Genomic DNA, 13639 nt, shown 5'->3' with positions numbered 1-13639 from the left:
GTCCGCACGATGAGGGTCCTGGGGAGAACGCTGTGCCTGTCGTCGCTGGTGTCGCTGCTCGTCCTCGCGACGCTGCCGCACGCGCCCGCCGCGCAGGCCGAGCCGCGCCCCAAGCCCCGTACGACGAGGACACCCGAGCTGGTCGTCGCCCTCACGTTCGACGACGGTGACCGCAGCCACGCGATGGCCGCGCGGTTGCTGGAGAGGCACGGGCTTCGCGGCACCTTCTACGTCAACAGCGGCGACCTCGGGAAGAAGGGCAAGCTCACCCGCGCCCAGCTGGGCGCGATCGCCAAGGCCGGCCACGAGATCGGCGGGCACACCGTGAACCACGAGCGGCTGACCGACCTCGGCCCGGACGAGCAGGCGGCGACGATCTGCTCCGACCGGCGCGCCCTGCTCGGGATGGGCTACCGGGTGCGGACCTTCGCCTACCCGTACGGCGCGGTGGACGCGAGCGCCCGGCAGGCCGCCAGGGACTGCGGCTACAACGCCGCGCGGACGATCGGCGGCATCGCCATGAAGCCCTGCGGCGGCTGCGTCGTGGCCGAGCCGGCCCGTCCCGAGAGGGTCTATGAGATCCGTACGCCGGGATCGGTGCACGACGACACGAGCCTCGCGGATATGAAGCGGTATGTGATCCGTGCCGAGCAGAACGGCGGCGGGTTGCTCCCGCTCGCCTTCCACATGGTGTGCGCGAAGGGATGCGGCTCCTACTCGGTCCGCACGAAGGTGCTCGACCAGTTCCTCGGCTGGCTGGCCACGCGCGAGCGCCGAGGCACCGCGGTGCGCACGATCGCGGACGTGACGGGCGGCAAGGTGCGCCCGGTGCCCGCCGAAAGCGTCACCCCGTAGGACGTGCGCGCGGTATCGGCGGGCCGGATGTCAGCGTGATGGGGGTTCGTCGCGGTTGCGGAGCAGGTTCTGCGCCTTCCTGGCCGCCCGGCGCAGGATGGTCAGATCCCGCTCGCGCCGTAGCCGTACCGCCTCGACCCGCCACTGCTCCGCCTTGGCCCGCCAGCGCGCGGTGTCCCCCTTGCCCTTCGAGGCTTCCTTCCGCAGCTTGGCGATCTCCTTTTCGAGGGCCGTCAGACGCGACTTCAACCGCCCGCCGTCGATCTTGCGCTGGACGGCCAGGGCCTTCCAGTAGGCGGCCTCGGTGTTGCGGCTGCTCCGGGGAAGCCGGTCCGCCGGGTCGAGCCGGGTGAAGCCCCAGGTCTCCCCGTCGAGCCATTCGGACCCGAAGGTCTCGTGGATCACGTCGTCGAGGTTCTCGCCGTCCTTGACCAGGCGCGTCGCCCGCGCGACGGACGCCGTCCGCTCCAGGCGGGCGCACAGTACGCCGTCGGCGTCCTCGTCCAGCGCCACGTACAGCAGCCCGAGGTCGCCCTCGTCGGCGTGCTTGACCAGGCGGTCCAGGGTGTCGGCCGCGACGCCCCAGCCGGGCGGGCAGATCAGCCGGAAGGGCGCGGGGGCCGCCGTGGGCGGCGCGGACACCGCGAAGCGGACCCGCCCGTCGTTCGCGTACCGGCCCTGGACGAGCCGGAGGTCGAGCCGCGGGTCGTCCAGCGGCGCCCGCCGTTCGTTCTCCAGGGTGTCCCACGGGCCGGTCAGGGTCACCTGGACGTCGGGAAGGGTGCTGACGAGCGCCGTGTCGACGGTCCCCGACACGCGCTCGTAGCCCCCCGCCGACGCGTCCACGAGCACCTCGACGTACGGCACGAGCCACTGCCGCCCGCCCTCGACGCGAAGGAACCGCCGATAGGGGATGCGGTCCGCGATGAACGGCGAGTTGTACCGCCGGACCTCGTCGCCGCGCAGCATGGCGGTCGGCCTGCCGAGATGCCAGCTCCGGGCGGCTCGGTCGGGAACGAACACGGCCCCGGTCTGGGTGAGCCGGTATCCCAGGTCGGTGTCCTCGGCGAGGACCAGCGACGTGTCCAGCCCGCCCGCCGTACGCAGCAGGTCCGCGGGAAGCGACACCGTCGCCCCGACGTGGATGCGGTGCAGGACCGCGCTGGGGGCCTTCCTGAAGCCGTCGTACTGGTCGACGAGCTCCTCCCACCAGTCGTGCGCCGCGCTGGACGGCAGGTCGAACAGCGCGTCCTCGTCCCGCGCGTCCACCGCGTTCCGTACGTCCGAGGGGGAGGGCAGCCCGCCCGTCACGTCGGCGAACCGCAGCGTCCCGAGGACGACCAGGTAGTCGGCCAGGTGGTGCCACCGCATGTGCGACTCGACATGATCGCGGTAAGGGAGGATGTCCGCGTCGACGCGATGGACGACGTCGCCCTCGGCGAGAGCCGTACCGGTCTGGAGGGCCCAGGCGATGCCCCAGCCACCGGGACGGGCCGGCACGACGCGGGTACGGCTCGGCGCGATCCGCGGCAGCCGCAGCGGGGGGCCGCTGCCGTCGTCGACGGCGATCACTTCGAGAAGGTGGTCCGGGTAGCTCTGCGCCGCCAGCGCCGCCAGCGTGAGATCCAGTTCCTCCTGGCAGTTCCGCGCCGGGATGACCACGCTGACCGACAGGCGGGGCTCCCACGCGCCCGGAGAGGGAACGTCGAGGACCGCGTAGTCGTTGCGCCGGATCCGCGGAGCGGCAGAACCGGTGAACGGGGCCGACGGGGTCATGACGTGCCCTCCGGCGACTCCATGAGGGCGCTCGGCCGGAACCCGCGCCACTGCCGCCTGTTCTTCTGCAGGAAGGTGCCGATCGGCTCGCGCCAGGTGTGCTGGGACGCGGGGCCGCGCCGCAGGACGTAACCCAGGCCGTGGGTGCGGTAGACCTGCCCGCCCGCGCTCTGCACGGCGTGCTGGAACTGGGTGTCCACCGCGCGGGGGAGCGGGCGGAAGCCGCCGACCGCGTCGAACGCCGTACGTTCGGTGAAGATCGTTCCGCCCGCGATGAAGTTGGTGATCTGCTCGGTGACCTGCTCGCGGTGCACGGTGACGTCGATCGACGACAGGTAGACGAACTCCAGGGCCGTGCCCAGCACGTTCGCGCCGGAGTAGGAGTGCGCGAGCAGCAGATCGGCCACGAAGTCCGGGCCGTACCAGTCGTCGTCGTCCATCTTGAGCAGGAACGAGCCCGACGCGTGCGCCGCCGCCCGGTTGAGCAGCGCGCCGAACGCGAGCGACGCCTCGCCCTCCACGACCGTGATCGGCCGCTCGAACGCGGCGACGGCCGAGGCCACGTCCGGATGGTCGCGCGGGATCCCGTGCAGGGCGAGGATCACCTCCAGGTCCGCGTCCCGCTGGCGGGCCGCCTGGCCGAGCGCGAAGGGCACCATCTCCGGACGGCGGGTGGTCAGCAGCACGGACGTGAGCGGGCGCGGACGGGCGGGAGTGCCGAGCTGCGCCCATCTGGCCTCGACGCCGTGGTCGCGGAGCGCTCTCCTGCGCAGCCGGATGCTGTGCTCCTCGCGCCGCAGGTCGTCGTCCAGGTCGTCCGGCGTCGCCGCGCGGAGCAGGCCGATGAGCCCGTCACCGAGCGCGCCCGCCCACGGAGGCGGCTCATCGGTGATCATGGGGACGCCCGCAGCGGCCAGCGACGCGACCACGCGTACGGCGGCCAGCGGCCCCGTGTGGCCGTTCCGCCAGTCGAGCCGCAGGCCGCGCAGCTGCCTGAGCCGCGCGACGTCCGTGACGGTGACGCATCCCGAGTCGGCGAAGCGGGTCAGGACCTTCCCGGCGTGCACGACGCTCCACCGGCCGTCGGTCAGCTCCAGATGGCCGAGGCCGAGCGTGGGGGTCGTGACGAAACCCATCGGGTTCACCGAACGGTCGTCCACCGGGGGCACCAGCCGTATGTCGTTCACGTCCACGGCCGAGCCCATGGTCAGGCTCACCGCCCCTCCCGGCTCCCCGAGGCGTTCCCAGCTCAGCTCGCCAGGCGCGGGGAGGTCCACGGGGATCTCGTCCCCGGACCAGTCGGGAAGGCCGTCCGCGAGGGACGTGCGCAGCACGAGATCCCCTCCCGGCGCGCCGACGCGGATGGGCAGCGGGCCGCCCGGCGCCACCAGGGACGCGTTCGGGTCCCCGGGCCGCCAGTGCGCGGCGCCCGGCCCGGTCAGCGCCGCCACGGGTGCCGCGATGCCGTCGATGCGGTTGCCCGCGAACGCGCGGGCGGCCGCGGCGACGGTACGGCCGGCGGGCGTCGCGGCGGAGAACCGGACGTCGACCGCCCAGGCGCCGCTCGCCGGCCGGTACACGCGCAACTCCGCGAGCGTGCGCCAGCGGTGGGCCGGAGTGAGCGACGGCGCGGGCGCCGGATACCAGTGCGGGGTCTCGGCCGTGACCACGACGACCCGCTCGGCGCGGGGCAGCAGCGCGTGCATGGTGGCCGCGCGGCGCAGGTCCGTGGGGGTGCGCGCCAACACGAGCACCTCCGTCACCTGGTCCTCCGGCGACGGCGCGCCGCCGATGACGCCGGTGTCATCGCCGCCTATGTCGCCGTCGAGGTCGACGAGGTGACGTACGCCGCCGGCGGCGAGCTTCTCCGGCGACTCGACGCCCGCGCAGTACACGGCGATCCGATTGCCGGGGCCGCGCCCAAGGGCCTCCCCGATGATCCGCTCGAACATCACCGCCGCCTGAACTCGCGAAGAAGCCTGCCCCTGCGCGGCGGATCGCCCGCGGCTCCGGCGGTGCCGGCGGTGCGGTCGCGCCGGAGTTCGGCCTCCAGCCTGGCCACCTCCGCCCGCAGTTTCGTGGCCTCGGACCGCCACTTGTTCGCGCTCGCCCGCCACTTCGCCGGGTCGCCGCCCACCGGTTCCGCCTGGTCGTCGGGGACGATGCCGTATTCGGCCGCCGCCACCCAGATCGACCCGTACATCTCGTCCACCAGCGTGTCCAGGGACGCGGCGCCACCCGGCCCGCGCTCGCCCACCGGTGTGTCCGGCGACGCGGCGCCACCCAGCTCACCCTCGGCCACCAGCGCGGCCCGCGCGAACGCGGCGGTCCGTTCCAGCCTGAGCGCCGTGACGCCCGCCGGGGTCTCCTCCAGGGCCACCGACACCAGCCCGTACCCGTCGCGCTGGGCCAGCTCGACGAGCCGGGCGAGGGAGTCGGGGCCGAGAACCCACCCGGCGGGGAAGATCACCCGGAACGGCGTCGGCGCGCAGCTCCGCGCCGCCGCCTCGGCGAAGCGCACCCTCGGCTCGTGCGCGTACAGGTTGTACGCCAGCCGCGTGTCGAGCATCGGCTCGTCGAGCGACGCGCGGCGCCCGGAGGGCAGCCGGTTCCATGGCCCGAGGAGCACCACCGAGGTGTCCGCCACGGTCCCCGCCAGGGCGGCGTCCACGCTCGCCCGGACCCGCTCGTACGACGCGCCGTACGCGTCGACCACCAACTCGGCGTACGGCACCGCCCACTGGCGGCGGGGGTGGCGGCGCAGCCACCGCAGGTCGGGGATCAGATCGCCGAGGAACGACCAGTTGTGCCGGTGGACGTCATCCTCGCGCCGCATGACGGTGGACGTGCCGAGATGCCAGGCCCGCGCCTCGGAGTCGGGGACGAACACGGCGCCCGACTGCGCGAGCCGGTACCCGAGGTCGGTGTCCTCGGCCATGTTCAGCGACGTGTCGACGCCGCCCGCCGCCTTCAGCAGCCGGGCCGGTACCGACGTGGTCGCCCCCGAATGCAGTCGGTACGCCCCGCTGACCTCGTCGCGCAACTCCCGGGTCTTCCGGAGCACCTCGGTGGTCCAGTGGTGCTCTCTCGCCTCCTCGAAGGCCGCCGTCCCTTCGTACTCCGCGGCGAAGACGGCCTCGGGCGAGGGGGCGGGCACGTCGTCGGCGACGAAACGGACCCGGCCGTGGACCACGACGTAGCTCGCCAGGTGGTGCCATCGCATGTGCGCCTCGACGTGGTCGCGCGCCAGGATCATGTCGGAGTCGACCCAGTGGACGACGTCGCCGGTCGCGGCCGCGGCGCCGGTCTGCCTGGCCCAGCCGCGCCCCCAGCACCCGTCGGGTACGCGGACGATCCGGGTGGCCTCCGGGGCGATGGCGGGGACGCGGAGCGCGGGGCTGCTGCCGTCGTCGGCGATCACGACGTCCATCAGGTGACGCGGGTAGGTCTGCGCGGCCAGCCCGGCGAGCGTCCGGTCCAGCGCCTCCTGGCACTCGTACGCGGGGATGACGACGCTGACCGACAGCCGGGGCTCCCAGCGGCCCGGCGCGGGCGGTCGCAGTCGGCCGTAGTCGTTGTGCCGGATACGCGGAACGGTCATGGCGCGGTGAGCGTGAGGGTCACGAGACCCTTCTCGGCCCTGTGGTCGGCGGTGTGGTCGGCGGCTTCCAGGGGGAACTCCTCCAGCCAACGCCTGATCACCGCCCGTTCGTCGGACCGCGCGGCGTCGTCGACGAGGATGTAAACGTCCTTGGCGCACCGCTCCAGCAGCGCGGGGACCGCCGGATAGCGTGCCTGTGGCCCGGTCGCCGTGGGAGGCCCGTCGACCAGGAGCAGCCCGATCCCGTCGAGGTCCCGCGTGGCCTCCTCGTCGTACCAGTCCCAGGACTCCTCCCCGCGCCGCCAGGGGCGGAGCGGGGCGTGCCGTACCTCGACGATGTGGCTCAGGCCGTGCGCCCGCACGAGGTCGCGGGAGAGGGCCAGATAGCGCTCGTCATGTTCCAGCGAGACGACCCTGCCCCGCCCGAAGCGTTCCACGGCGTACCCGAGCCAGACGCTCGACGAGCCGCTGCCGCACTCGACGATGAGGCCGGGCCGGTGTTCGCAGACGTGCGTCACGAGCCGTCGCATGAGGTCGGGGGAGGCCGCCCACCCTCTCAGCTCGGGCATGGGCGCCCTGGGCTCGATCAGCGACCGGAGATCGACGAACGCCTCGATCTGGCGGTAGTCCTGCTTGAGTTCCCTGGCCAGGGCCGACTGGACACCGTCGAGGCGGGTGTCCACCAGCGCCCCGAGGTCCCTGATGGCCCCCTCGATCTCCTGGCGGACCAGCATCGTGTTGACGCGGTCCTCTCCGAGCGAGGCGCGGATCGCGCGCAGGTCCTCCTCACGCCGCGAGCCGTGCGCCTCGGTCGCCTCCGCGACCTGGTCCAGACTTCCGGCGACGCGGGTCAGCGCGTCCGTGACCTTGGTGAGGACGACCTCCTGGCGCTTGACCCGGCCGTCGATCCGGAGGGCCTTGCCGTCGAGCCGCCGTACGGCGACGGTGACGAGGAGCATCAGGCCGAGCGCGCAGGTGAGGAGGCCGAGCGTCAGCCCGGCCAGCAGTTCGAGGATCTCCAGCAGGATCAGCACGGTCAACGCCGCCAGCGTCAACGCACCGACCGCCGCGGCGGCCACGACGAGCCGACGGGTGGTGGGCATGCGGGTGTCTACCTCCGTGGTACGCCGCCAGAGCTCGTCTGCGAGCGCCGGACCATGCCCCTCGGATCCGCTTCCCCTCGCGGCGAATCCGGCGGGATCGCCGCCCCGTGAGGCAGATCCGCGGAACAGTGCCCGATCGATCTACGGGACTGTTGTGGTCACAACTTTAGTGGAATTCTTTGATGCCGAGCGTACGGAATCATCCGATCTTCGGCATATACGTATGTTCTAGCGGTGCTTTGTAGGTAAATCTTGGGTAATACCTGAAAGTTTGCTGATAGGACGGTCCATGACGAGCCCCCAGGGGTTCCTGAGCTGCGCAGACGCCGAACTGGCGGCCGCCACCTGGGACGGGAGTCGGTGGCTCATCGCCGGAACTCCCTTTCCCGACGGCCCGATCGGAGAGGCCGTGACGCGGCTGCGCGGGTTCAAGGGCATCCGCTTCTCCTGGCCGGAACGCGCCCCGCACGGCGGCGACGCCGACCTCGCCGGAGCCGCCCGCGCCGAGCCGTATGACATCGGATCCCTTGACGCCGTGACGCGGCTCGCGGCGGCGGGCGTGCCGCTGCACGCGGAGACGGTGCCGGGGTGGCTCGCCGCCGAGGACCCCGCGCTGGCCGGACTGCTCACCTCGTCCGGCTGGCTGGAACCGGAAACCGACACCGCCGGTGTCTCCGTCGCCGACCTCCGCCGGGAGGAGCACAGCGTACGGCTCCGCCGCCACGCCCTCGCCGCGAACCGTACGACGGGGACGGTCAGCGTGATCCTGGCCAGCAGGAGGCCGTCGATGGCGGCGTGGGCCCTGGCCCAGATCGCCGGGCAGCGGCACGTGGACGTCGAGGTCGTCTTCGCCGCCCACGGCTATCCCGCCGACGTCGTACGGCGGGCGGCCCAGGGACTGCCCTTCCCCGTCGAGGTGATCGAGGCGGACGGAGGGACCGTGTTCGGAGACGTGCTCAACGAGGCGGCCCGCCGCGCGAGCGGAGACTTCCTCGCCAAATGGGACGACGACGACTGGTACGGCCCCGAGCATCTCGCCGACCTGCTGCTCGCCCGGTCCTATTCGGGCGCGGACATCGTCGGCACGACGGCCGAATTCTTCTACCTCGAACCGTTGAACCTCACCGTCAGGCGCACCGACTACAGGAGCGAGGTCTGGCACCGGCACGTCGCGGGCGGCACCATCCTGCTCGACCGCGCCGCCTTCACCGGATTCCCGCCCGTGCCGCGCGCGGTCGACGAGGGGATGCTCAAGGCGGCCGAGGCCGCGGGCGCCCGCATCTACCGGACACACGGCCTCGGCTACATGCTCCGGCGGTCGACGGCGGCCCAGCACACCTGGCGGCTGCCGCTCGCGCACTTCCTGAAGGTCGCGACCAACCAATGGCGGGGCCGCACGCCCAGCCGCATCCTGGAGCGGGCTCATTGATCGACGAGAGTGCCGGTACGGGGGCCCGCCCCCGGATCAGAGGGAACGACTACTCGATCCTCACGCCCCCCGAGCTGGGGTCCTGGACGCCTCGGCTGCGGGTGAGCGTCGTCATCCCCGCCTACGGCGGGCAGGACAAGCTCGACCTCGTGCTGGCCGGGCTCGCCGTCCAGACCTATCCCGCGGAGCTCACCGAGGTCCTGGTCGTGGACAACGGCACCACCCCGGCGCTGCGCCTTCCCGAGCTGAGACCCGCAGGCACCCGCTTGATCAGGTGCGAGACGCCCGGCCGGGCGGACGCCAGGAACGCGGGACTGGCAGCCTCCGGCGGCGACGTCGTCCACTGGCTGGACTCCGACGTCGTGCTGGAGCGCGACGCCGTCGAGGCGCAGATGCGCTGGCACCACCTCGCCCCCTACCTCTCCGTGACGGGATACCTGCGGTTCACCACGGTGCCGCCGCCCCGGCCCGCCGACATCGCGGCCGCCGACGGGCTGGCCGCGATCTTCGAACCCGCCGATCCGCACGGCTGGATCGTCGACCTCGTGGAGCGCACGGGTGGACTGCGTGACGCGCGCCGCGCGTACAGCCTGCACGTCGGGGGATCGACCTCCGTCAGCCGGCGGCTGATCGAGATGGCCGGCCCGATGGACACCGACCTGATGCTCGGCCAGGACACCGAGATGGGATACCGGCTGGCCCAGGCGGGCGCGGTGTTCATCCCGGAACCGCGGTCCCGGGCCTACCACCTCGGCCCGACGATGCGGATGCGGAACATGGACCCGGTCACCCGGGTCAGCCACGCCTTCGTCGCCGACCGTGTCGCGCAGTACCGCTGGCTCCGTTCCCACCCGTCACGGCAGTGGCTCGTGCCGTACGTCGAGGTGGTGGTGGACGGCGGGAACGCCACCTACGAGGACGTTCGGGCCACGGTGGACACCGCGCTCGCGGGCACCGTCCCCGACGTGGCGGTGGCCGTGACCGGAGTGCCCGAGCCGGAGGTGCGGGAACGGCGGGCGCCGCTGACCGATCCGTGCCTCGACCGCACGCTCGTCCGCGGCCACTACGCCCACGAGGCGCGCGTACGGTTCACCGAGTCGGGGGCTCCGGCGCCGTTCCGGTTGCGCGTCCCCGCCGGGTGGGCACTCGGAGAGGACTCCCTGGCGCGGCTCCTCGACGTCATGGAGGAGCGGGCGCTCGGCCTGGTCAGCGTCCTCCTGGCAGAAGAAGGCATCGGCCCCGTCGGCGGTGGGGAGGACGGCGGTGCGGAGTCCGGCACGATGGATTCCGGACCCGCGGACTCCGCCACGGTGAACTCCGGCGGCGTGGCGGTGGCGCGGTTGGAGCGCACGGCGGCGTTCAGCCGGGCGGCCTTCCTCGTGGACCCCGCCCAGAACGCCGCCCACGCTGCCGCGCAGGACGTCATGCACGACGGTGCCCACGGTGCCGCCCACCGCATCCCGGACGTCTCCGCTGTCGCCGAGTCGGCGGAGGCGACGTCGCAGGAGGCGCTGGACGACGCCGTGGCGGACACGTTCGGCGCGGTGTGGCTCGACGGACGCCCTCTCGGCATCCTCCCGGCGGAGGAGGCGCCCGCTCCCGTCGGCAGGCGCAGCGCCTACCGGGCCAGGGTGGAGGCGGAGGCCGAGGTGGCCAAGCTCACCAAGGAGGTCGAGCGGTTACGCGGCCAGGTCGGGAAATGGCGCGACGAAGCGGCCAAATGGCGGAAATCCGCAGTGGAACTGCGCCGCGAGGTCGGCTCCCTGCGCAAGGAGATCGGCTCGCTACGCCGGAAACGGAGCATCAAGGCCATCGTCCGCCGCGTGATCTATCGATAGCTGCTGTGAGAGCCCGCGTGGCGAGGTGAGAGCCCGCGCGGCAAGGCGGCGAGAACCCATGAGGCAGGGGAGAGTCTCTCCCGCGCTTTCCGGCGGCCGTCATGCGCGGTCGCCGGTGTTCCGTACGGCCTTGACGGGTGAAAGCACGGCGGCGGCCGAACCCGGAAAGCGGCCGGGGCGGTGGAGAAGGGAAGTCTGTCGATGCGAAGCACAACTTTTCGCGTCCGCGTCGTATCTGATCGGATAGCGAGAGGAATATCCGATGAGCCGCAACTGCTCTGAGCGCGGTCTCGCCGCGCTGTTTCTGACCGTCACCACCGTCTCCAGCGTGATCACTCCCCAGGCGCAGGCGTTCACGGGAGTCCCGTCGGCCCCGGACACCGTCCGGTATGCCCGGCTCACGGAATGCCCCAAGAAGCCCGGCACGGGCACAGCCTCCTGCGACACATGGACGCTGGTCATGCGCAGCGGCAAGACCATCAAACTGATCAAGGGGAATACGGGCGAGACAACGTTGCTCGGGATCAGCGCCGACGGCCGTGTCGCGCACTACGTCAAGGACGGCAGGCTTGTGGTCCACGACGTCGGCAGTGGCCGGATCCGTCCGCTGCCGGGCACGGCCGCCACCGCGCCCAGGGGCCTGACCCTGGACGACGTCGGCACCACGCTGTCTCCCGACGGTTCGATCGTCGAGGTCACCTACCTTGAGGACGGCGACGAGGACAAGGCCGTCACGCTCCCGAGCGTGGTCGCCAACGTCGAGACCGGCAAGGTGTTCCCGGTCTCCGAAAGCGACTCGGTGCTGAGCTTCAGCCCTGGTGGCAAACACGTGCTCGTCGATCGGAGCACCGGTACCGACACCGGTCCCACGACGTTCGCCGTCCTCGATGCCGACGGCCGCACGACAGCGAGCCGGATCGTGCCGAAGGCGGTGTCCGACGCCTATCCGGTCGCCCTGGCCGCCGACGGCAGGACGGTGGTACTGATCGCCACCGTCGGGTCGGACGTGTGGCGTCTGCGCACCTATGACCTGGCGTCCGGCACCCTCACCAAGGGAATCCGCCTCGGAGTCTTCCCGAAGGAGAAAGCGCAGAGCCTGTTCTGGGATTCCACCGGCGCACTCACGTTCTGGAGTGTCCGCGCGGACAAGGGCGGTTGGCTGGGTGCGGTGAAGCGGACCGTCGACATCCGGACCGGCGCCATGCGCGCGGTGGACTCCTTCGGGTTCACGAAGGGCTCGTGGTGGGAGCTCCCGGGCGGGGCGTCGATGCCGGTGGGTCACTGATCGTTCAAGCCGCGTATCCGCACGATCATGGAGCCCCGTGAGCCGGAGAGGGTGGCGTCAGAGGTAGCGGCTTCGGAGAGCCGTGCGCACCCGCCGGATCCAGGAACGCTCCCGACGGGCTCCTCCAGGCGTCCACGCCTGAGTGAGCCCGGCCATCGCGGACCGCGTCTCCGCCGACAACGCCGTGCTCGCCCGCAACTCGGACCCTGATCCAGGCCGTGACTCAGGCTGTGAGCCAGGCCGTGACTCTGCGGGCTGTGATCTCCCGGTCTCGGAGGGAGACGCTCCCGAGGAACGGCCGTCGAGCGGACGGCCCCCACTCGCTGGAGCCTGCGAAGGGGCAGGTGTGACGGCGGGTCGTCCCGCGAGCGAGGGCCAGAAGTCCCCGGCCGGGCTGTGCCGTACGCCGTGGGTCTGGTGGATGACGTCCGCGAGCGGCTCGCCGGGTGCGGCCAGCAGGCGGGCCCGGCCGACGGCTTCGGTACGTTCCAGAGTCGCGGTGCGACCGTCGGGGAAATCGACCACGAGCAGGCCGAGCCGTTCGTCGAGCAGCGCCTTGACCATCCGCTCCAGCGTCGCCGGTGCCGGTGGCACGTCCACGGGACCCGAGTAGCGGAACGGCACGGGCGCCGCGCTCGGCGTCACGTCCTCGGCCAGCCGTACGCGCGGGTCGTCGTGGAATCCCTCCCGAATCATGCGCAAGTCGAAGCCCGGGGCCTCCAGCACGGAATGGCGTCCGGTGGGCAGCGCGGACCACGGCGCGACCAGCGTGACCGCGACGTCGGGCAGCGTCCCGTCCAGCGCCGCGTTCACCGCCGCGCGTGTCTCCCGCTCGCCGGCCTCGGCCACGCGCAGGACCACCTCGACGTACGGCACACGCCAGCGCCGGCCCCGCTCCTTGCGCAGATCACGGCGCAGCGGCACGCGATGGGCCAGGTAGGGCTCGACGGCCCGGACGGTCGCTCCGCGGTCGCGCCGCTGCGCGGGCAGGCCGAGATGGACGGCACGCGCCTCGAGGTCCGGCACGAAGACCGCCCCCGCCTGGGCCAGCCGGTATCCCAGCTCCGTGTCCTCGCCCCGCTGGACCTCCTGATCGAATCCACCTATCTCGCGAAAAAGCGTGCGATAGAGGGAAAGAGTGGGGCCGGTGCAGACGTGGTAGGGATTCTTGCTGCTCCGCAGGCCGTCCAGGCGGAGGATGGTCATCTCCGTCGTGCTGGGAATCGCCTTGTCGGGGTCGAAGAGCCGCTTCAGCGTGCCCCCGGCGACGGCCTGGTGGACCTCGGCGGCGGTGACGGGAGGCTCCTCGATGAACCGCTTGGCGCCGATCGTGACCAGATAGTCGGTCAGGTGGTGCCAGCGCAGCAGCGCCTCCAGGTGCTCGCGATGGACGACCATGTCGGCGTCCAGGCGCTGCACGACCGTCCCTTCCGTCGCGGCGACGCCGGTGTTGAAGGCGTGCCCCGGGCCCCAGCCGTTCGTGGTGGCGATCATCCGGGTGTTCTCCGGGCGGATCTCCGGTAATCGCAGGGGCGGCGAGCTGCCGTCGTCGACGATGACGACCTCTGTCAGGTGGGCCGGATAGGTCTGCGCCGCGAGGGAGGCGAGGGCGAGGTCGAGCCGGTGCTGGCCACCGTGCGCCGGGATGATCACGCTGACCGGCAGCTCGGGACGCCACCGGCCGATCGGCGCGGGGGTCAGGGGAGAATAGTCGTTGTGCCGAATCCTCGGCCGGGTCTCGTCGCCCGTCAC

General features: G+C 72.2%; 9 protein-coding genes. 4 read left to right on the top strand and 5 right to left on the bottom strand.

Annotated elements, in window-relative coordinates; genetic code table 11:
* Positions 1 to 9: 9 nt before the first annotated feature.
* A complete protein-coding gene (locus AB0I59_RS14140) occupies positions 10 to 855 on the top strand; it encodes a polysaccharide deacetylase family protein (RefSeq protein ID WP_358132766.1) in 846 nt (281 codons plus the stop codon).
* 30 nt (positions 856 to 885) lie between these two features.
* On the opposite strand, the gene AB0I59_RS14135 is transcribed toward AB0I59_RS14140, so the two are convergent.
* The 4 genes from AB0I59_RS14135 to AB0I59_RS14120 are packed head-to-tail and all read right to left on the bottom strand — an operon-like array spanning position 886 to position 7335.
* The gene (locus AB0I59_RS14135; RefSeq protein WP_358132764.1) at positions 886 to 2631 is read right to left on the bottom strand and encodes a glycosyltransferase family 2 protein; all 1746 of its coding nucleotides are present in this window, start codon (positions 2629 to 2631) and stop codon (positions 886 to 888) included.
* Positions 2628 to 4583, bottom strand: a complete 1956-nt coding sequence (locus AB0I59_RS14130; protein ID WP_358132762.1) for a glycosyltransferase family 2 protein — start codon at positions 4581 to 4583, stop codon at positions 2628 to 2630. The genes AB0I59_RS14135 and AB0I59_RS14130 overlap by 4 nt, the downstream gene beginning before the upstream one ends.
* The gene (locus AB0I59_RS14125; RefSeq protein WP_358132760.1) at positions 4583 to 6232 is read right to left on the bottom strand and encodes a glycosyltransferase family 2 protein; all 1650 of its coding nucleotides are present in this window, start codon (positions 6230 to 6232) and stop codon (positions 4583 to 4585) included. Before AB0I59_RS14125 ends, AB0I59_RS14130 begins: the two co-directional genes overlap by 1 nt.
* Positions 6229 to 7335 carry a class I SAM-dependent methyltransferase gene (locus AB0I59_RS14120; protein WP_358132758.1) on the bottom strand — a complete coding sequence of 369 codons (1107 nt, stop codon included), beginning with the start codon at positions 7333 to 7335 and terminating at the stop codon, positions 6229 to 6231. The genes AB0I59_RS14125 and AB0I59_RS14120 overlap by 4 nt, the downstream gene beginning before the upstream one ends.
* A gap of 289 nt (positions 7336 to 7624) precedes the next feature.
* Here AB0I59_RS14120 and AB0I59_RS14115 point away from each other — a divergent pair, with 289 nt between their 5' ends.
* The 3 genes from AB0I59_RS14115 to AB0I59_RS14105 all read left to right on the top strand — a co-directional run bounded on the left by AB0I59_RS14115 (position 7625) and on the right by AB0I59_RS14105 (position 11887).
* The gene (locus AB0I59_RS14115) at positions 7625 to 8764 is read left to right on the top strand and encodes a glycosyltransferase family 2 protein (RefSeq protein WP_358132756.1); all 1140 of its coding nucleotides are present in this window, start codon (positions 7625 to 7627) and stop codon (positions 8762 to 8764) included.
* Positions 8761 to 10602, top strand: coding sequence for a glycosyltransferase (locus tag AB0I59_RS14110; protein WP_358132754.1), 1842 nt, complete (start codon positions 8761 to 8763; stop codon positions 10600 to 10602). Before AB0I59_RS14115 ends, AB0I59_RS14110 begins: the two co-directional genes overlap by 4 nt.
* A gap of 262 nt (positions 10603 to 10864) precedes the next feature.
* Positions 10865 to 11887 carry a hypothetical protein gene (locus AB0I59_RS14105; RefSeq protein ID WP_358132752.1) on the top strand — a complete coding sequence of 341 codons (1023 nt, stop codon included), beginning with the start codon at positions 10865 to 10867 and terminating at the stop codon, positions 11885 to 11887.
* A 57-nt stretch (positions 11888 to 11944) separates the two neighbouring features.
* Here AB0I59_RS14105 and AB0I59_RS14100 read toward each other — a convergent pair whose 3' ends face one another.
* Complete coding sequence (locus tag AB0I59_RS14100; protein ID WP_358132750.1) at positions 11945 to 13639, bottom strand: glycosyltransferase family 2 protein; 1695 nt, start codon at positions 13637 to 13639, stop codon at positions 11945 to 11947.

This window comes from Microtetraspora glauca (genome assembly GCF_040656155.1).
GTDB lineage: Bacteria > Actinomycetota > Actinomycetes > Streptosporangiales > Streptosporangiaceae > Microtetraspora > Microtetraspora glauca.
Note: the sequence above shows the minus strand (reverse complement) of the source record. Positions and strands in the feature narration are given on the sequence as shown.